General features: G+C 71.6%; 12 protein-coding genes, 1 tRNA gene, 1 other RNA gene and 1 pseudogene. 9 read left to right on the forward strand and 6 right to left on the reverse strand.

The features are described 5' to 3' along the window. The first annotated feature begins 149 nt into the window (after positions 1 to 149). Positions 150 to 1,802: an APC family permease gene (locus tag KI385_RS24585; RefSeq protein ID WP_238574293.1), complete on the forward strand. Its 1,653-nt coding sequence runs from the start codon at positions 150 to 152 to the stop codon at positions 1,800 to 1,802. Positions 1,803 to 2,003: 201 nt separating this feature from the next. On the opposite strand, the gene KI385_RS24590 is transcribed toward KI385_RS24585, so the two are convergent. Further along, positions 2,004 to 4,952: an AfsR/SARP family transcriptional regulator gene (locus KI385_RS24590; protein WP_238574294.1), complete on the reverse strand. Its 2,949-nt coding sequence runs from the start codon at positions 4,950 to 4,952 to the stop codon at positions 2,004 to 2,006. A 239-nt stretch (positions 4,953 to 5,191) separates the two neighbouring features. Here KI385_RS24590 and KI385_RS24595 point away from each other — a divergent pair, with 239 nt between their 5' ends. Beyond that, entirely contained in the window at positions 5,192 to 6,196 is a 1,005-nt protein-coding gene (locus tag KI385_RS24595) for an alpha/beta hydrolase (RefSeq protein ID WP_238574295.1), read from the forward strand. Positions 6,197 to 6,453: 257 nt separating this feature from the next. Here KI385_RS24595 and KI385_RS24600 read toward each other — a convergent pair whose 3' ends face one another. After that, positions 6,454 to 7,161, reverse strand: a complete 708-nt coding sequence (locus KI385_RS24600; RefSeq protein ID WP_238574296.1) for a response regulator transcription factor — start codon at positions 7,159 to 7,161, stop codon at positions 6,454 to 6,456. Between the two features lie 55 nt (positions 7,162 to 7,216). Continuing rightward, positions 7,217 to 8,458 carry a sensor histidine kinase gene (locus KI385_RS24605; protein WP_238574297.1) on the reverse strand — a complete coding sequence of 414 codons (1,242 nt, stop codon included), beginning with the start codon at positions 8,456 to 8,458 and terminating at the stop codon, positions 7,217 to 7,219. A gap of 140 nt (positions 8,459 to 8,598) precedes the next feature. On the opposite strand from KI385_RS24605, the gene KI385_RS24610 reads away from it, so the two are divergent. The 3 genes and pseudogenes from KI385_RS24610 to KI385_RS24620 form a co-directional block, all read left to right on the forward strand. Next, positions 8,599 to 9,792, forward strand: coding sequence for a serine hydrolase domain-containing protein (locus tag KI385_RS24610; protein WP_238574298.1), 1,194 nt, complete (start codon positions 8,599 to 8,601; stop codon positions 9,790 to 9,792). Between the two features lie 62 nt (positions 9,793 to 9,854). Continuing rightward, entirely contained in the window at positions 9,855 to 11,051 is a 1,197-nt protein-coding gene (locus KI385_RS24615) for a serine hydrolase domain-containing protein (protein WP_238574299.1), read from the forward strand. 240 nt (positions 11,052 to 11,291) lie between these two features. Continuing rightward, positions 11,292 to 11,524, forward strand: a pseudogene (locus KI385_RS24620) (site-specific integrase); the annotation flags it as partial. A gap of 301 nt (positions 11,525 to 11,825) precedes the next feature. Here KI385_RS24620 and KI385_RS24625 read toward each other — a convergent pair. Next, on the reverse strand, positions 11,826 to 12,578 hold the full coding sequence (locus KI385_RS24625) for a hypothetical protein (RefSeq protein ID WP_238574300.1): 753 nt from the start codon (positions 12,576 to 12,578) through the stop codon (positions 11,826 to 11,828). Between the two features lie 153 nt (positions 12,579 to 12,731). Further along, complete coding sequence (locus KI385_RS24630; RefSeq protein ID WP_238574301.1) at positions 12,732 to 13,364, reverse strand: RNA polymerase sigma factor; 633 nt, start codon at positions 13,362 to 13,364, stop codon at positions 12,732 to 12,734. Positions 13,365 to 13,709: 345 nt separating this feature from the next. Here KI385_RS24630 and KI385_RS24635 point away from each other — a divergent pair, with 345 nt between their 5' ends. The 3 genes from KI385_RS24635 to KI385_RS24645 all read left to right on the forward strand — a co-directional run bounded on the left by KI385_RS24635 (position 13,710) and on the right by KI385_RS24645 (position 19,256). After that, positions 13,710 to 14,474, forward strand: a complete 765-nt coding sequence (locus tag KI385_RS24635; protein ID WP_238574302.1) for a hypothetical protein — start codon at positions 13,710 to 13,712, stop codon at positions 14,472 to 14,474. Between the two features lie 14 nt (positions 14,475 to 14,488). Further along, positions 14,489 to 16,852, forward strand: a complete 2,364-nt coding sequence (locus KI385_RS24640; protein ID WP_238574303.1) for a bifunctional polysaccharide deacetylase/glycosyltransferase family 2 protein — start codon at positions 14,489 to 14,491, stop codon at positions 16,850 to 16,852. A 280-nt stretch (positions 16,853 to 17,132) separates the two neighbouring features. Then, positions 17,133 to 19,256: a transglycosylase domain-containing protein gene (locus tag KI385_RS24645; protein ID WP_238574304.1), complete on the forward strand. Its 2,124-nt coding sequence runs from the start codon at positions 17,133 to 17,135 to the stop codon at positions 19,254 to 19,256. Positions 19,257 to 19,684: 428 nt separating this feature from the next. On the opposite strand, the gene KI385_RS24650 is transcribed toward KI385_RS24645, so the two are convergent. Continuing rightward, positions 19,685 to 19,772: transfer RNA gene (locus KI385_RS24650), tRNA-Ser, on the reverse strand. A gap of 131 nt (positions 19,773 to 19,903) precedes the next feature. Here KI385_RS24650 and ffs point away from each other — a divergent pair. Next, an RNA gene (gene ffs, locus KI385_RS24655) (signal recognition particle sRNA small type) lies at positions 19,904 to 20,002 on the forward strand. The last annotated feature ends 36 nt before the right edge of the window (positions 20,003 to 20,038 follow it).

Raw genomic sequence — 20,038 nt, forward strand, 5'->3', positions numbered from 1 at the left:
TCCCCCGGGGGGGGCCACGGTCCGGGGCGCACCCGGACAGCCACTGCCTGGCGACCGTGACACCACGAGTACTCACCCCACACGGCGCCAAAACGAGCGAGGCTCGCTCCCCGGCCCCACCATGGTGATGTGATGAACCAGGAGCGCGCGTGACAAAGCCCCACACAGCCGGGGGTGAGGGCACCGCCGGAGCCCGCCACCTCCGTAGGGCGGTCGGGTTCTGGGGCCTGATGTTCATCTCGCTCGGGTCGATCATCGGCTCGGGCTGGTTGCTGGGGGCGCTCACCACCGCCGTCATCGCCGGTCCCGCGTCAATGGTCTCCTGGGTGCTCGCGTCGGCGATGCTGGCGGTGCTCGCGCTGGCCCATGCCGAGCTGGGTGCCACGTATCCGGTCGCGGGCGGCACCGCACGGTTCCCGTTCTTCGCCTTCGGTCCGCTGGTCGGCTTCACCGCGGGCTGGATGTCCTGGCTGCGGTCGGTCCTGATCTCGCCGATCGAGGTGGAGGCCACCCTCTCCTACCTGGACCGCATCGGCTGGATCCACGACCGGGTCCACATGCTGCACGCCAACGGCACCCTCACCGTCGCGGGCCTGGTGATCGGGACCGGCTTCATGGTGCTCTTCACCTTCATCAACGTCCTCGGAGTGCAGCTGCTGTCCTCCACCAACTCGGTCACCGCCGTCATCAAGACAGCCGTACCCCTGCTGACCGTGGTGGTCCTGATGACGCTGGCGTTCCACGGTGGGAACTTCACCGCCGGCGGCGGCTTCGCCCCGAACGGGGCACACGGCGTCTTCGCGGCGCTGCCCGCCGGTGTGGTGTTCGCGCTGCTCGGCTTCGAGCAGGCGGTCCAGCTGGCCGGCGAGGCCCGCGATCCGCAGCGTGACGTCTCGCGGGCGGTGATCGTGGCCATGGCGATCGGCACCGTGCTCTACCTCCTGCTCCAGGCCGCCTTCATCGCCGCCCTGGACCCCGCGGCCCTGGCCCATGGCTGGGCCCATCCCGTAGGAGAGGGCAATTTCGGTCCGTACGCCACTCTCGCCACCGTCGTCGGGGCCGGCTGGCTGGCCACGATCCTCTACGTCGACGCGGTGATCTCCCCGGCCGGCACCGGCCTGGTCTACATGGCCGGCGCCGCCCGGCTGTCGTACGCCATGGGGCGCGAGCGCGTCCTGCCCAGACCCCTCGCCCGGATCGGCCGCCGCCGCGTACCGGTCGTCTCGATCCTCCTGGCCTTCGTGGTCGGCGAGCTCGCCTTCCTGCCGTTCCCCAGCTGGCAGGCGCTGGTGGGCCTGGTCACCTCGGCGGCCGCGGTCATGTACGCCTTCGCGCCGGTGTCACTGCACGCCCTCCGGGTCCGCGACGGCGGCCGACCGCGCCCCTACCGGCTGCCCGCCTGGTCGGTACTGGCCCCCGCGGGCTTCGTCTTCGCCAATTTGATCTTCTACTGGTCCGGCTACGAGGCCGACTGGAAGCTCGGCATCGCCGCCCTGCTCGGCTTCGCCGTCCTGGCGCTGACCCGACGCGGAATCCCCGCCGCCGAACGCAGCGGGCTGCGCTGGAGATCGGCCGCCTGGGTGCTGCCCTGGCTGGGCGGCATGGTCCTCATCGCCCACTTCGGCCGGTACGGCGGCACCGGCGCCCTCCCCAGCTGGTGGGACCTGGCGATCGTCATCGCCCTCAGCCTCGCCGTGCACTACACCGCCGTACGGCTCGCGATCCCCCCGGGCGCGGTGAACGCAGCCGTACAACGCGAGGAAGCCGGCGAATCCGTCCCCCAACAGCCACCACCCACCTGACACCGGCACCGCCCAGGCGCTCGGCCGAAGAGGCCCTTCGTGGCCGCGGCCCGGCATGGGAGCGCGGAGGAACTCCCAGGTCTGCGACCCCACTTGGCCGTCGGGCGTGGGTCGGGTGACTCGCTCACGCCCTCCGGAGCCCGGGTGGATCAGAGGCGCGGTCTGCATGGTGGCGACGCCGCATCCACGCCGACCTACCAGCTAGCAGTCTTTGCACTCTTCGAGTCCCGCGATCGCCAGCGCGCGCTCCTGAGGGTGCTCGTCGGCTCCGGGCAGGGCGAGCGCGGTCCGGAACTGCTCTCGTGCCTCGGCGACGCGGCCTGCCGCTGAGTAGGTGCGGCCCAGCCGGTAACGGATGTCCATCTCCAGCCGGTCGCAGTTGGGTTCAGTGAGTGGGGACAGCGTCCGGTGTTGGGCGAGAGCCTGGTGGTGGAGGGCCGCCGCGGCGCTCAGGTTTCCCTCTCCATGCTCTGCCGCGCCCAGCCGGGTCAGGACGATCGCGTGCATGAGGATGTCCCCGACCCGCTGAGCCAGGTCCGCCGCTCGGCGGTAAAGGATCTTGGCCTCAGCGTACTGGCCGAGGTCGAGGTGGACGCCGGCGGCGTTGCCCGAGGCCATGCTGATCATGCGAGGTCTGTCGTTCGTCTCGGCGTGGGCACGGGCGCGGGCGAAGCAGGCCAGCGCCTCCTCGCATCGCCCCTGGCTGTGGTGGACGGCGCCGAGTACGCAGAGCCCCATCGCGGCGAGCCAGTGGTCGTCGAGCCGCTGAGCCAGCTCAACTGCCTCGGTGAGACGGGGAATTGCCCGCTCGGCCCGGCCCGAATTCAGGTCGGCGGCCCCCAGCCCGGCCAGGGCCCGCGCCTCTTCGCGCCGGTCCGCGCGGTGGCGGCTGAGGTGAAGCGCCTCGGTGAACCAGGCGTGCCCTTGGAGGATGCGGCCCTGATAGATGTCGGTGATGCCCATGCAGTTCCGCAGTGCGGGGGCCATCCGCCGGTCGGTGGCCTCGTCCGCGTGCGCGAGCGCGATCTCCAGGGCTGTTCGGCACTCGTGGTAACGGCCCCGGCGTAAGAAGTAGTCGCTCAGGGCCTCGGCGATCCAGCACGCGTAGTCGGCCTCGCCGAGCGCTACGGCGTGCCCGACGACGTCGACGAGCTCTCCGCTCGCCGCGTCCAGCCAGCCGCCGGCGTCCTTCCAGTCCGCGAACGGCGCTCCGGCGGGTTGCGGCCCGGTGGGGAAACCGCCTTGGCCCCAGTCGCTGGTGATCCGGCCCGCGTCCAGGTAGAGGCGGAGTGCGGCTGTACGGGCCGCGCCGGCTTCGGCGGGTGCGGCTTCCGCGAGCCGCCGCGCGTGCACCCGAACCAGGTCGTGCAAGCGGTAGCGGCCCGGACGAGTCTGCTGCAGCAGACTCGCGTCGACCAGGCTTTCCAGGGTCTGCTCGGCGTCGCGGGACGAGCAACCCAGCATGGCCGCTGATGTCAGCGGGTCGAACTCGACCGTCGGCGACAGGCCCAGGGTACGGAATCCGCGCTGCTGCGCCGGCGCGAGCTGGTCGTACGACAGCCGGAAGGCCGCCTCCACGCTGCGATCCCCGGCACTCAGCTCGCCGAGGCGGCGCTCGTCGCCCGCCATCCGGTCCACCAGGTACGCCAGCGTCCAGGCAGGGCGGGTCTGCAGCCGTGCCCCGGCGATGCGCAGCGCCAGCGGCAGCCCGTCGCACAGCCGGACCAGCTCACGCGTCGCCTCCGGCTCCCGGTCCGCGCGCTCCTCCCCGACGATGTGCCTGAGCAGGGACAGCCCATCGCCTGTCTCCAAGGGCTCCAGGCTGACTCGTCGATCGGTGTCCAGTCCGGCCAGCCGCCGCCGGCCGGCCACCATCACCATGCTGCCCGGCCCGGCGGGCACCAGCGGCCGTATCTGTTGCGCGCTCAGCACATCGTCGAGCACGAGGAGCAGCCGCAGCGAGCTGGTCGCGGCCCGCCAGGCCGCGGTGAGTTCGTCGAGGTCGTCAGGCACCTCGCTGTCGGCTGCGCCGACCGAGCGCAGCAACCGCCGCAGCACTCGCTGCGGCGGTTGCCTCTGGCGTTCCGTGCTGTGCGCGCGCAGGTCCACGAACAGGCAGCCGTCCGGGTAGTGGACGCGCAGCGCACCGGCCGCGTGGACGACGAGCGCGGTCTTGCCGACGCCGGCAGTGCCGTCCACCGCCACGATCGACACGGATTCGGGCGGCGAGGACGCGGTCAGCAGCGCCAGTTCGCGCTCCCGCCCGATGAGGCGGCCGGTGTCGCCCGGCAGTTCGTTGACCGCGCGGCGGGGCCGGGGCCGGTCCGGCGGAGCGGCAGAGCGCGCCACCGCCGGACCGAGGAGCTGCTCGTCATCCCGGCGCAGCACCGCCTGGTGCACCCGGCGGAGTTCCTCGCCGGGATCGACCCCGAGCTGGTCGCGCAGCCGCTCGCGCATGTCCTCATAGGCGCTCAGCGCGGCCACCTGGCGTCCGCTGCCGTACAGGGCACGCATCCGCAGCGCTGTCAGCGACTCGTCGTACGGATCGGACTCGGGCAGAGCGGACACAGCGGCGAGGTCGTCCAGGGCATCGGCGGACCGGCCGAGAAGAACCAGGCACTCAAGCCTCTCCTGCTGAAGCGTGCGCCGCCGCTGCGACAGCCGCTGCCGCTCGCCCTGCGCGAACGGCCCCGGCAGCCCGGCCAGGGGCTCGCCTCGAAACAGGGTGAGCGCCTCGGTGAACCGGTCCATTGCGGTGGCCAGGTCACCGGATGCCTTCGCGCGCTGTGCCTCACCGACCCGCTCGGCCAGCTCCGCCACATCGAGCCGCACTCCGTCGCTGATGAAGCTGTACCCGCCCCTGCCACTGCGGATCACCGACCCTGTCCGTCCGGCGCCCTCCGTGTCGAGCGCCTTCCGCAGCGGGTAGACGTAGCTCGGCAGTACCCGGCGACCGGACCTCGGCGGCTGTGCACCCCACACGCCGACGAGCAGCTGCTCCTGGCTGACCAGCGGGCCCGCACGCAGCACCAGCGCGGCCAGCACCGCCTGCCGCCGAACCGGCCCCAGGTCCAGCGGCGTCCCGTCACGCCAGGCCCGCACCGGCCCGAGCACCGCGATCCGAAGCCGCTGATGAGATCCCCCGTCCATCCCGAAGCCTCCGCTCCCCCGCATCATCGAGATTTCATCGGCATTTCAGCGCCTCCCGCAAGGGTTGGCAAGTCACCACCGAGAACCGCTGGGAAGCAAGGGAACGGCGAGAGAGGGAAGGCACCGGGCGCGGGCTCGGCCGGCTCCACGGCACCCGCCACGGGGGAACTCACCATGACGTACCCGAGTGTTCCGCAGCAAGCGATCCGTTCGTGCAACTTCCCGACCAGGAGGTCAGATTGAGCGAGCACCTCTCCACCCGCAGGAGCGTCCTGAAGGCCGTCGGCGGAATCTCCGCGGCGATGGCTCTTGGCGGCGCAGGCGTCCTTGCGACGGCGTCGTCGGCCAGTGCGGCCGATGGGCCCGGCGACGGCTTCGGGCTGACCATCAAGGACCGCAACGAGGCCGACCCCCGCATGTGGTACTACCGGTTCGCGACCGACGCGGTCGAATGGGACCCCGCCGTCAACGTCCTGCTCCCTGACGACTACCACACCAGCGGCCGCACCTACCCCGTCCTCTACCTGTTCCACGGCGGCGGTACCGACCAGGACTTCATGACCTGGGACCGGCTGCCGGAGGGAGGCATCCGCGCCTGGACCGCCGGCAAGCCGATCATCGTCGTGATGCCCGACGGCGGACACGCGGGCTGGTACTCCAACCCGGTCAACTCCAACACCGGCCCTCGGAATTGGGAGACCTTCCATATCGACCAGTTGCTCAAGTGGATCGACGCGAACTTCCGGACGTACGCCGAGTACGACGGCCGCGCCGTCGGCGGGTTCTCGATGGGTGGCTTCGGCGCGCTGAAGTACGCAGCCAAGTACTACGGCCACTTCGCCTCGGTGAGCGCCCACTCCGGCCCGCCCAGCCTGCGCCGCGACCTCAGCGCGGTCGCCCATTGGGCCAACGTGTCCTCCGCGGCCCTGGACCTGGGCGGCGGCACGATCTACGGCGAGCCGTTCGACGAGGCCAGGGTCAGCGCCGACAACCCCATGGAGCACATCGAGAGCTACCGCAACAAGCGGGTCTTCATGGTCGCCGGCACCAGTCCCGTCCCGGTCGACCCGTTCGACCTGCTCAACGAGACCGAAGTGCTCGCCGGCCAGCGGGAGTTCCGAGCCGGCCTCGACCAAGCCGGCATCCCGCACGAGTGGCACGAGGAGCCCGGCGGACACTTCGTCCGCCCCGAGATGGCCATCCGTGACATCGACGGCATCATCGCCCGACTCCGTCAGGCGTAGAGCCGGCCACGCACAGACGCATCGCCACGCCCTCCGGGGCGGGCAGACGGACGAGAGCGGGGGCGCCCCCGACAGCGCCGGCAGCAGCCCACTCGGCATCGACCGAGACGGAACACGACGAAGGCCCCGGCCGGTTTCCCGGTCGGGGCCTTCGTTCAGCCCGGTGAGGCCGGGCGGAGGATACGAGTAGCTGTGGAGTTACGTCGCGGCCGGTACTGAGCAGCCTGCGGGCGACCGCGCAGAGGGGCGGAAGCCGGTCAGCCGGCGAAGCCCGGGACCACCAGGCCGGACTCGTACGCGATCACCACCGCATGGGTCCGGTTCTGCGCGCCGAGCTTGGTCAGCACGTTTCCGACGTGGGTCTTGACCGTCTCCAGGCTCACCGTGAGGGACTCCGCGATCTCCGGATTGGAGAGCCCGGTGGCCATCAGGCGCAGCACCTCCTCCTCCCGGCCGGTCAGGGCGGCGTGCGGCAGGGCCTCGGCGGAGCCCAGCGGGCGGGCGGCGACCATGCGGCCCAGTGCGGCCGGGAAGAGGACCGCTTCGCCCGCCGCCACCACCCGGACCGCCTCGGCGATCTGACGGACCGGGAGGCGCTTGAGGACGAAGCCGCTGGCGCCCGCGCTGAGGGCGGCGGTGACGTAGCCGTCGTTCTCGAAGGTGGTGATCACCACGACCTTCGGCGGGTCGGCCGCTTCGGCCAGCAGTTGGCGGGTGGCCTCGATCCCGTTGCGACGCGGCATCCGTACGTCCATCAGGACCACGTCCGGCCGCAGGCTCTGCGCCCGTTCGACCGCCTCGACGCCGTCGGCGGCCTCGCCGACCACCGTGATGCCCGGCTGTGCGGCGAGCAGCATGCGCAGGCCGCTGCGGGTCACCTCCTCGTCGTCCGCGATCAGGAGGGTGACGGCGGGGCTGGTGACGGGGGAGAGAATCACGCCTTCGCCCGCGTCGGATCCACTCACGCCGACACCCGTACCGGCGGCCGGAGGGCCATGCCTTCGCCCGCGTCGGATCCACTCACGCCGACGCCCGCGCCGGCAGCCGGACGGCCAGCCGCCAGTGCTGCGTCCCGTCCGGGCCGGCCTGGAACTCACCGTGCAGCAGCCGGACGCGCTCGGCCAGTCCGGGCAGACCGTGGCCGGAGGTCGGGAAGGCCCCCGGGCCCGGGCCCGTCCGTACCCCGGTCCGGTTGACCACCGTGAGATCCAGTCCGTCCGGCCCGGCCGCCACCCGGGCCACGATCGGGCCGCCCGCCCCGTGGCGCAGCGCGTTCGTCAGCCCCTCCTGGAGGATCCGGTACGCCGCCCGGGAGAGCGTCCCCTGTACCTGCGCCAGGTCGCCCGACAGCTCCGGTTCCACCACCGCGCCCGCGTGCCGCAGGCGGTCCAGCAGCTCGGGGAGGTCGGCCAGGGTCCGGGTCGGCGCCGTCCCCGACTGTTCCTCGCGCAGCACTCCGAGCACGTAGTCCAGGTCCTCCAGCGCGGCCCGCGTCGACTCCTCGATGCTGCGCATGGCGGCCCGAGCCGTCGCCGGGTCGGCGGAGAGCGCCTCGCCCGCCACCGCCGCCTGGATGGTGGCCGCCGTCAGCGTGTGCCCGATCGAGTCGTGCAACTCGTGGGCAATCCGGTTGCGTTCGGCCAGCAGCTGTTCCCGCTCGGCGGCCAGCGCGAGCCGTTCGGCCGCCGACGGCCCCAGCAGCCGTGGCGCCGCCCACCGCAGGGCCTTCGTCACCAGTACGCAGATGGCTACCGCCAGCAGGATGCACACGGCCGCCACCACCCAGCTCCACCCGCCCGACACCCGGACCGACGTGCCGAACAGACTCGCCCGCGCCTCGGCGCCGAGCCAGTTCCCCGGCAGGGAGAGGCCCATGATGAACAGCACCCCGCTCGCCAGCGCCCCCGTCCACCCGACGGCCACGTGCAGCACCAGCCAGAGCGGGGTCCGCCAGCGGTCGAGCCCGAGTGAACCGGAGGTCCGGCGACCGGCCACCGGATTCGGCAGCGGCACCCGCAGCAGCCGGCGGGCCGACACGACCAGCGCCCGCCGTACGGGGCGCGCCAGGCCGACCACGCCGACCAGTACCGCCCAGACCAGCAGGACCAGGACGATCTGCACGCTCTCGGAAGCGGATCGCCACGACAGCGCCGGCAACAGGGCGAAAGGCAGCAGCGGAAGGCTCGCCAGCGCGCCGCAATAGGCGAACAGCACACCCGCATACGTGGAGCCGCGCAGCAGCGGCCGAATTCCCCTGATCATGGGCGCCAGTATCGCCGGGCAGCCCCCCGGCAGCCTCCCCCGATCGGGGGAGCGATTTCTCCCGCCTTCCCGCGATGCGGTCAGCGGGCCCTGGAAACCAGGATCGTGCCTCGACCAAACGATTCCCCAGGAGTTGACTTATGCGTGCTCAGACCCGGCAGGGCCTTCGTTCCTCGACCCGGCAGCAGGGCGGCAGACGGCGTCGAGCCGTGTCGGCCGCGGCCGCGGTGGCCATCGGCGTCATGACACTGGGCGCCCTCGCCCCGCCCGCCGCCTCCGATTCCGCCGCCTCCGCTGCTGCCACCGCCAGGCCGGACGCCGTCCAGCAGGCCCTGAACACGCTGGTGCGCGACGACGGGATGCCCGCCGCGCTGGCGAGCGTCAAGGACCGTGACGGCCGCATCCGCAGCTACACCGCAGGAGTGGGCGACCTGACCACCGGCTCGAAGGTGCCCAGGGACGGCCAGGTACGGATCGGCAGCAACACCAAGGCGTTCACGGCGGTCGTGGTCCTGCAGCTGGTCGGCGAAGGGAAGATCGGCCTCGACGCCACCGTCGACACCTACCTGCCCGGCCTCGTCCGCGGAAAGGGGATCGACGGGCGCCGCATCACCGTCCGCCAGCTCCTCCAGCACACCAGCGGACTCCCCGAGTACGGCATCCACGTCGACGACGACGAGATCAGGAACCGGTACTTCGAGCCCCGCGAACTGCTCGACATCGCCCTCCGGTACAAGGCCGACGCGGCTCCGGGGACGACGTGGGGGTACAGCAACACCAACTACGTCCTGGCCGGCCTGATCGTCCAGAAGGTCACCGGCCGCCCCCTCGCCGAGGAGATGGACCGGCGCATCATCAAGCGCATCGGGCTGCGCCACACCTACTTCCCCACCCCCGGCGAGATGACCATCCGAGAGCCGCACCCCCACGGTTACCACCGCAACCCGGCGAACACACCGTTGCGCGACTTCACGGAGATGGACCCCTCCGTGGGCTGGGCCGCAGGCCAGTTGATCTCCACCAACTCCGACCTCAACCGCTTCTTCACCGCGCTCCTCGCCGGCCGCCTCCTCCCGGCGGCCCAGCTCGCCGAGATGCGCACGACCGTCCCCGCCGGGACCTCCGGCCTCCGCTACGGGCTGGGGCTCACGAGCAGGCCGCTGTCGTGCGGCGGCGTCTACTGGGGCCACGGCGGCGACATCGCGGGGTACGAGACCCGGGGCGGTGTCACCGACGACGGCCGCGCCGCCAACGTCGCGGTCACCAGCATCCCGACGGACGAGGCAGCCACGCAGCACGTGAAGGACGCCGTGGACAGGGCCCTGTGCGGCTGAATCACGCACCCGGCAACCCGGCAACCCGAACAACGGTCCAACGATTCCTCAGGAGTTGACTCATGCGTGGACAGACCCGGCAAGGGCTTCGCTCGCCGGGCCGGCAGCAGGGCACGCGGCGACGGGCCCTGCCCGCCGCGGCCGCGGTGGCCATCGGCGTCATGACACTGGGCGCCCTCGCCCCGCCCGCCGCCTCCGCCTCGGATTCCGCCGCCTCCGCTGCTGCCGCCGCCAGGCCGGGCGCCGTCCAGCAGGCCCTGAACACGCTGGTGCGCGACGACGGGATGCCCGCCGCGCTGGCGAGCGTCAAGGACCGTGACGGCCGCATCCGCACCTACACCGCAGGAGTGGGCGACCTGACCACCGGCTCGAAGGTGCCCAGGGACGGCCAGGTACGGATCGGCAGCAACACCAAGACCTTCGTCGCGGTCGTCGTCCTCCAACTCGTCGCGGAGCGGAGGGTGGACCTGGACGCCTCCGTCGACACCTACCTGCCCGGCCTCGTCCGCGGAAAGGGGATCGACGGACGGCGCGTCACCGTCCGCCAGCTCCTCCAGCAGACCAGCGGACTCCCCAACTACAGCAACCACCTCGGGGACGACGTCCGGTACTACACCCCCCGCGAACTGCTCGCCACAGCCCTCCAGCACCCGGCCGACTTCGCCCCCGGGACGAGTTGGAAGTACAGCAACACCAACTACGTGCTCGCCGGCCTGATCGTCCAGAAGGTCACCGGCCGCCCCCTCGCCGAGGAGATCGACCGGCGCGTCGTCCGACGCGCCGGGCTGCGCCACACCTACTTCCCCGCCCCCGGTGACGCGAGCATTCGGGAGCCCCACCCCCACGGCTACTACCGGGAATCGGCGGACGTGCCGCTGCGCGACATCACGGAGATCGACCCCTCCTGGGGCTGGGCGGCAGGCCAGATGGTCTCCACCGGCTCCGACCTCAACCGCTTCTTCAGCGCACTCCTGGCCGGCCGCCTCCTGCCCTCGGCCCAGCTCGCCCAGATGCGCTCCACCGTCCCCGCCGAAGCGACCTTCGGCCCCGGCGCCCGCTACGGACTTGGACTCGTCAGCAGGCCGCTGCCGTGCGGTGGCCTCTCCTGGGGCCACGGCGGCAGCTTCCCGGGGTACGAGACCCGGGGCGGCGCCACCGACGACGGCCGCGCCACCAACGTCGCGGTCACCATGCAGCTCACCGACGAGGCGGGCCGGAGGAATCTCGAACGCGCCGTGGACACCGCCCTGTGCCGCTGAACCCCGCCGAGGGCGTTCCGTGAAGCAAAACGACCGATGGGCCCGACATGGTGTCGGGCCCATCGGTCTCATGTGTGCGCACAGCCGCCACATCGTCACCGCCCACGTCGTCGGCCCGGCCGATCTGGAGGGCCGCCTGGTCGCCCACCTCGTGAGGGAACTCCTTGATCGCTGGAGCCTGGATCACCTGATCAGCGATGGCCTACCGGACCTCGGTGGTCGCCCGCCACCTGGACGGCCCGACTGCACGACGCCCGGCACAAGGCCGGAACGGTGCTCATGGTGCTGGGCGTCCCGGACCGGGTGATCGACCAGATCATGGGTTGGGAACCGGGCGGGGCCGCACGGATGCGGCGCGGTATCTCCATGTCCCCGACCACCTGTTGAAGGAAGTGGCCCGGAAGATCGGCGCGGCGATCTGGGGACCCCCGGAAACAGCTCTTGTGGACAAAGACCAGGACAACGAGGGCTGAGACAACGTCGAAGGGCCCCACCGCAAGCGGTGGGGCCCTTCGACGTATTGCCCGGTGAGAGCAATGGCGGAGGATACGAGATTCGAACTCGTGAGGGGTTGCCCCCAACACGCTTTCCAAGTCTTCGTCCGGGGGTTCAGGGGTGTACAGGAACGATCTGAGCTGTGGTGGAGCGAGGCGCCGGGCGCGTGCTGGACGGTGCTGAACGAGGGTGAACGAGGGTGAACGAGGGGGAATGAGACCAGAACTGAGACCAGAACTGAGACCAAGCTGGGGCCGTTCTGCCTGCTCAGGGGCGGGGCTAATGGTGCTTCCCGCCGCCGTTTCCCTCGCCTGCCTGACCGTTCCCGGTCGCGTTGTGCGTGGCGCCGGGGTTGGCGTCGGGTGTGCCGTTGCCGGAGGCGCCGGTGTTCCCCGCTGTGCCGTTGCCGGTTTTCGCGGCGCCCTTGCCGGGTTTGCCCGTGCCGGCCGGCCCGCTCGGCGCGGCCGTCGCACGTGTCAGCTGTTCGGAGCAGTACGCGGCGACCTCGTCCTTTCCGCCGGCGGCCGCGACGAGCCGCTGCCAGGCCGTCGCGTCGAGTGCTTTGCCGCGCCCTTCGGCCTGCTTGTAGGCGCGGCAGTGGGCCTCGGCGTCCTGTGCGGGGTAGGGGCGGTCAGTGGGGCCGGGGCGGCCGGAGGACGACGGCGAGGCCGTCCCGCCCGGCTGGTCCGGGGCGACCGCAGAGGGGCGCGCGGTCCCCCGTCCGCTACCGGCACCGCCGGCGGACGAGCCGGCCGAACCGACGGCCGCGACCGCGATACCGCCCAGCGTGAGGCTGGCGAACACCACGCCGAACGTCATCCGCACCGGGCGCCGGACACTCCGCTCCTCGCGCGGCCGCCAGTCGTCCCGGCGCCGGGTACGTGCCCGGCGCGCGCCCGCGCCGTGGGCGGCGGCCCGGAAGGCGGCCAGGGCCCGCTGCTCGGCCTCGGGATCGAGGCGGTCCGTGCGGATGGCGGCGCCCAGCACCGATTCCAGCGTGGCGGAGTCCTGCACGTCCCACGGGCCGGACACGCTGCCGTCAGGGTGCCCATGCCGGTGACGGACCGGAGCTCCGTCGCCGCTCAGCCGTTCACCCATGTCCGCTTCCGTTCCTGTCCGACCGCTTCGATTCGTTGAGGTGCCGGGCCCCGATGCCTTCTGGCCGCCCACTGTCGCCTTCGTCGTTCATTTCGTCTTCCCCAGCGTTCGGGAAGCCTCATCCGTCACACCCTCGTCCGCGTCGCCGCCGACGCCCAGCTGGCGGGCGAGACGTTTCAGGCCCCGGTGGGCGGCCGTGCGCACCGCTCCCGGACGCTTGCCGAGGACGCGTGCAGCGGCGGGACCGTCCAGACCCACGACGACCCGCAGGAGCACCGCCTCGCCCTGGTCCCGCGGCAGCCCGCGAACCAGTTTCAGGGCCTGCTCGGTGGAGAGGGACTCCAGGGCCTGGTCATGGGTGTTGTGCGGTCCGGGCAGGTTCAGTACGTCCTGTTCGGTCCCGCCGGCCCGGGGCCGCACGCGCTGGCGGCGCAGATGGTCCAGTGCCCGGTGCCGGGCGATGGCCGCGGTCCAGCCGCGGAACCCGGCCCCGTCTCCCTTGAAACGTCCGAGGTCGCGGGCTATCTCCAGCCAGGCGTCGGAGGCCACGTCCTCCGCATCCTCGCCGACCAGCCCGTGCAGATAGCCGAGCAGGCCCGGTTGCACGAGCCGGTAGGCCACCGCGAAAGCGGCATCATCGCCGTCCTGGGCCCGCGTGACCGCTGCACCCAATTCCCCGTCGTACGTCTTCGCGCGCCGGGGTTGCCCTACCTGGCCCAAGACTGTCCTCGTTCGCACCGGGTTGATAGCGAGTCCGTGTCGTCCGCCGCGCTCCGGACGCAACGACGGCCCATGAGGAACAGCGTCCGCCCTCACAAAAGTGTCACAACGTCCAGTGGCCCTTCACGTCGTCGCCGCAGCCCATCGGTGTGCCTACGGCGGTGCGCGACCGACGCTGCCTGCCGGCCTGAGGCGGGTATCGGCACATCTGCTCGCACCTTGTCCAGATCGCACCTTTCCGGAGACTTCATCCGTCCCGTGAGGGCCAGGTGTAACACTTCGGGCCGAGTTCGCTCTTTCCATGCGGGCGACCGCGTCGGTCGGCCAGGACAGGGGACACGACTCGTGCGATGGACAGACGGAAGCGGAGCGGTGTACGGCGAGGATCCGTACGGCGGCGCCGGCTACACCTATGCCTATGGCCACGAGTACGCCTATGGCCACGAGTACGGAGGGGGCGTAACGGGCGTCACCACCGACTCGGCCTCGCCGCCCTGGGGCGGGGCGCAGCCCGCGCAGCGGACGTACCCGACGGGGCGGACAACGACGGCGTGGGACTCCCCGCACGGTGACGTCCTCACAGCGCAGCTCCCGGTATCCGACACAGCGCAGCTCCCGGTGTTCGACGCACCCGGCCACCCTGTGCCAGAACCTGACACGCCCAAGAGCGAGTCGGCGCGGCCCGTCTTCGTCGATTCCTCGGGGCGACGCCAGCGCCGCGTGCTCCGCGCCGCCCGGCTGCTGGTGATCCCCGCCGGCGGCTACGTCGCCGTGCTGATCAGCACGATGCTGGGCGGCCCCAGCATCAGCTCTCCGTTCGTCCCGCACGCGGACTCCGCCAACTCGGCCAGGCCCAGGGCGACCGCACCCGACCCCTCGTCCGGTACCGGACACCCGGCGCGGAGCGCGAGCCGCACCGCGGCGCAGAAGAACTCCGGCACTGCGGTGCGGAAGGCCCCCGGCCCCACCGGCCGGCCGACAGCCTCCGCCGACCCTGCGGCCCCGTCCCGGACCACGGCTGCGCCCACCACGACCGCCGCCCCCACCACGACCGCCGCCCCCGCTCCCAAGGGGCGCGCCCTCGGCTCGTCCCACAAGCCCGTGAAGTGATCCAAGGCCCTGACGTGACCGACCGCCGACGCCGCAACGCTCCTGCCCGCCGCCACGGCCGCACCCGCCGGATCACACCCCGCGCCCACTGGCTCCTGCTGAGCGTGCTCGCGGTGACCCTGTCGACGGCCCTCCTGCTGCAGGGTTACACCCACCACATGTTCGGGATCACCTCGGACGCCGTGACCGGTGCCCGGGGACGGAACGAGGCGGTCCCCCGTCAGGTGACCCACGGCGGCCCCGTGATCGCGGACGCCGCCACCTCCGCGCACACCGCCCGGGTCAAGGACCGCACCATCGCCCTCACCTTCGACGACGGTCCCGACCCCGTCTGGACGCCGCGCATCCTGGACGTACTGCGCCGCAACCATGTGCACGCGACGTTCTTCGTCGTCGGAACGCAGGTCGTGGCCCACCCGGAGCTGGTCCGCCGGATCGTCGCCGAGGGCCACCAGATCGGTATCCACACCTTCACCCATCCCGACCTGGCCCGCCTCGCCCCCTGGCAGCGTTCCCTGGAGCTGCGGGAGACGCAGCTGGCGGTGGCCGGCGCCGCGGGGGTCACCACCGCACTGCTCAGGCCGCCGTACTCCTCGGAGAACGACGCGCTGGACGATGCCGACTGGTCCGTCCTCAAGCAGGCGGACACGGCAGGCTATGTCACGGCGCTCTCCACACGGGACGCCGAGGACTGGCAGCGCCCCGGTGTGAACCGCGTCCTCGCCCGTGCCACACCCCACGGCCACGCCGGGCAGATCGTGCTGATGCACGACGGCGGCGGTGACCGGTCACAGACCGTCGCCGCGCTGAGCGCCCTAATCCCACGGCTCAAGGCGCAGGGCTTCCGGTTCGCGACGGTCGGCGCCTCGGTCGGCATGGCCGGGCCGGTCCGGCGCGCCGGGCTCGGCGACCATCTGCAAGGCAAGGCCCTCATCGGGCTGCTGCAGGCCGGTGACTGGACCGTGTGGCTGCTCGGCGTGCTGATGTACGCGGCCGGAGCGATCAGCGTGCTGCGCGCGGCGGTCGTGCTCATCGCGGCCCGCCGGCACCGGCGGCAGCGGACGGGGCGCCGCGGCCGGTCCTGGGGGCCACCGGTGACCGAACCGGTCAGCGTCATCGTCCCCGCGTACAACGAGAGCGCCGGGATCGAGGCGGCCGTGCGCTCACTGCTCGCCTCGGACCATCCGGTGGAGATCATCGTGGTGGACGACGGTTCCGACGACGGCACCGCCGACCTGGTGGAGTCGCTCCACCTGCCGGGGGTGCGGGTGATCCGGCAGCGGAACGCGGGCAAGCCCGCCGCGCTCAACACGGGACTCGCCGCCGCCTCGTGCGAGCTGGTGGTCATGGTCGACGGCGACACGGTCTTCGGACCCGACACCGTCCGCACGATCGTGCAGCCCTTCGCCGACCCCCGGGTGGGCGCCGTCTCGGGCAACGCCAAGGTCGTCAACCGCGGTGGCCTGCTGGGCCGCTGGCAGCACATCGAGTACGTGGTCGGCTTCAACCTCGACCGCCGCCTGTTCGACCTCGCCGAGTGCATGCCGACCGTCCCGGGGGCGGTCGGCGCGTTCCGCCGCCGGGCGCTGCTCGCCCTCGGTGGCGTCAGCGACGTCACCCTCGCCGAGGACACCGACCTCACCATGGCGCTGTGCCGCGCCGGCTGGCGTGTGGTCTACGAGGAGGGCGCGGTGGCCTGGACGGAGGCGCCCGCGTCACTGAACGCCCTGTGGCGGCAGCGGTACCGCTGGTGCTACGGCACCCTGCAGGCGATGTGGAAGCACCGCGGCGCCTTGGTGCAGCGTGGCGCCGCCGGGAAACTCGGCCGACGCGGCCTGGTCTACCTGCTGCTCTTCCAGGTCCTGCTGCCGCTGCTCGCACCCGTCGTGGACATCTTCGCCCTATACGGGCTGCTCTTCCTCGACCCGGTCCGGATCATCGGGCTCTGGCTGGCCTTCCTGCTGCTGCAATTCCTGATGGGCCGGTACGCGTTCCACCTGGACGGGGAACGGCCCGGCCCGCTGTGGAGCCTGCCGTTGCAGCAGTTCGTCTACCGGCAGCTGATGTACCTGGTGGTGATCCAGTCCGTCTTCACCGCCGTTTCGGGCTCCCGCCTGAGATGGCAGCGCATGGAGCGGTACGGCAGCCTCCAGGCCCCGCCGGGCGCGGAGGCGCCCGGCCATGACCTGCCTCCGCTGGATCCCGGCTCTCCGTACCCGGCGCCGTACGACGGCCTGCCGCAGCCGGCGCCGTACGGTCCCTTCCACCAGCCGGCGCCGTCTGACGTCTTCCACGAGCCGGAACCGTACGCCCCCTTCCACCAGCCGGCGCCCCACGTCGGCCTTCCGCAGCCCCCACCCCACAACGGTTTCTGGTAGCCCGCACCACACGAGACATCGCAGTTGTACTGAGTTGTGCCGAGTTGTACTGAGAGGACAGTGATCCGAGCCCATGAGCGGACACCGGCGCCGACCGTCGCAGCAGTCCAACGGCGGCACGCCTGCCGAGGGTGTCCGCACCACGGGCGACCGTCCCTCACCGCACCGGCCCCCCGGACCGGGCACGTCACGCCGTGCCCGGAGAGCGGCGCCGGAGAAGAGAAGGTGGATCGACTACCCGCACCAGGGCAGGACGGGCCCGCGCCGTTGGTTGCCGTCGATGCGTCAACTGCTGGCGCTCTTCCTGTTCTTCTTCGGCGCCACGGCAGCGGCCGTCGGCTATGCCTACGCCACGGTCACCATCCCCGACCCCAACCCCACGGCACTGCTGCAGAACAACGTCTACTACTGGTCGGACGGCACGGTCCTGGCGACCGACGGCAGCGTCAACCGGCAGAACATCCGGATCTCGCAGGTCCCCGCCGACGTGCGGTGGGACTTCATCGCCGCGGAGAACGCCTCCTTCTACACCGACCCGGGCATCGACCCGCAAGGCATCCTCCGCGCCGTCGTCCACATGGTCGAGGGCGGCACCGTGCAGTCCGGGTCGACGATCACCCAGCAGTTCGTCAAGAACGCCTACCTGGACCAGTCGCAGACGGTCTCGCGGAAGCTCAGGGAACTGCTGATCTCCACCAAGATCGGCGCCGCCATGAGCAAGCAGCAGATCCTCCAGGGATATCTGAACACCTGCTTCTTCGGCCGGCAGGCCAACGGCATCCAGGCCGCGGCCCGCACGTACTACGGCCTTCCGGTGCAGAAGCTCGACGCGAGCCAGGGAGCCTTCCTCGCCGCGGCGGTCAACGAACCGAGCCTCTTCCAGCACGCGGACTCCGACCCCACAGCCAGGGCAAAGGCGAAGGCACGCTGGTCCTGGGTGCTCGACCGGATGGTGAAGATCGGCAAGCTGACACCCGGGCAGCGGGCACGGTACGCGGCCGCAGGATTCCCGGCACCCAGGAAGTGGACCCTCGGTTCGGGTCTCCCGGGCCAGACCGGCTACCTGGTCCAGCTCGCCCGGTCGTACGCCGAGGCACACGACCCGAGCATCACCGACAGCAGCCTGAGCAGGGGCGGCTACCAGATACACACCACATTCGACAGGAAACGGACCGCAGGACTGGCCAGGGCCGTCGCCAGGGTCCGTGCGCAACGCCTCGACCCCGTCCACCGGTCGGTCGACCGGGACGTCCAGGTCGGAGCCGCCTCGGTCGACCCCACGACCGGCAGGATCCTCGCCGTCTACGGCGGCCCCGGCTACGACCACGCCCACTACTCGGACAACGCCGACACCTCCGGCGTCCCGGTGGGCTCGACGTTCAAGCCCGTAGTCCTCGCCGCCGCGCTCCAGCACCGAGCTGTACTGCGACCCGGCAAGCCCCCGGCGCCGATCACCCCGGCCAGCAAGTTCAACGGTGACGACGGCATCAAGATCAAGGACCAGCAGGGCGCCTACGTCACCGACGACAAGGACCCCACCGGCCTCCTCCACCAGCACAACGACACCCCCCAGCACTGGGGCTACATCTCGCTGCGCAAGGCGATGGAGCAGTCGGTCAACACGCCGTACGTGCAACTGGGAGAGGATGTCGGCTACCGGAACGTGGCGAGGACGGCGCAAGCCCTCGGCCTGCGCCACAGCAGCCTCGCCGCCCCCAGCGCCGGCTTCTACATCGGTACCTCGACACCGAGCACCATTCGCATGGCAGGCGCCTACTCGACCTTCGCCGCCTCCGGTATGCGGGCCACCCCCTACTCGGTGACCAAGGTGACCCACAACGGCTCCGCACTCCCCGGCTTCACCGCCCCCGCCCCCGTACGGGCGCTGTCGCCGGCCATCGCCGACAACGTGACCGACGTCCTCCGGGGCGTCATAGCCCGGGGCACCGGCACCAAGGCCAAGGCCCTCGGCAGGACGGCCGCGGGCAAGACCGGTACCACCGACGACTACCATTCGGCCTGGTTCGTCGGCTACACCCCCCAACTGGCCACCTCCGTGGTCCTCTTCCGCGAGGACGCGGCCCACCCCCAGCTGCAGTCCCTGGTGGGCGTCGGCGGCCTGCAGAAGGTGTTCGGCGGCGATATCCCCACCGAAATCTGGACCCGGTACATGAGTGACGCCCTCGCCGGCCTCCCCGACGCCCCCTTCCCCACCGCCGTCCCCCTCGGCCACGGCACCGACGAGCCAGGCGTCCCCACGCCCTCCCCGTCCGCCACCCCCGCCAAGCAGGGCGGAAAGACCGGCAGGACCGGCAAGGCCGGCAAGAGGACGGCCACCACTCCCGCCCCCACGCCGGGCGCCCCGACAACGAGCCCCAAGTGCCGCCACCACAAGTGCCGGTGACCGTGAGCGAACAGGGGCGGACCGGCTCCCCGGTATCGCCCGGCCGCTACCCGGCCCGTTCATGACCTGGTGCAGCCGACCGGTGTCATCAGCCTTGCCCGGATGCTGGTGCAGCGGGCGCGACCGGCGCTGATCACGCCCGTCGACGGGCCGCGGCTCCGGCCGCCCGCGGCTGCCCGGTCCGGGAACCGGGACCGGGCGCCGATTGCGGACCGCTGCTGCGCCGCTACGGGCGGGACGCGGCCATGTACTGCGTACTGCGGCGCTTGCCGCGCCGCGCTCAACCGCCGATGATCGACGCCGGCCCCGGCAGAGGCACCTGCAACCACCACTGCAACCAAAACTGCCACCAAAACTGCCACCACGGAACGTCGAAGGGCCCCACCGCAAGCGGTGGGGCCCTTCGACGTATTGCCCGGTGAGAGCAATGGCGGAGGATACGAGATTCGAACTCGTGAGGGGTTGCCCCCAACACGCTTTCCAAGCGTGCGCCCTAGGCCACTAGGCGAATCCTCCGCCGCAAACAATACAAGACGTTGGGGAGTGCTCGCGAACATGATCCGGAGGGTGGGGGGTGGCGGGGGATCGGAGTGGGGGTCGGGGTGGGGTCGGGTCGTTTCTTGGGTGGGGGATCCGCTAGTGTGGTGCGCAGCCCCTCACGTGGCGCTATCTGACTGAACTCCCCCAGGGCCGGAAGGCAGCAAGGGTAGGTCGGCTCTGGCGGGTGCGTGGGGGGCGCTTGCGTTTGCGGGGCCGGTCGATTGTCAGTGGGGCCCGATATC

Origin of the sequence: Streptomyces inhibens (genome assembly GCF_022221585.1) — a bacterium.
In the GTDB taxonomy this organism is placed as follows: domain Bacteria; phylum Actinomycetota; class Actinomycetes; order Streptomycetales; family Streptomycetaceae; genus Streptomyces; species Streptomyces inhibens.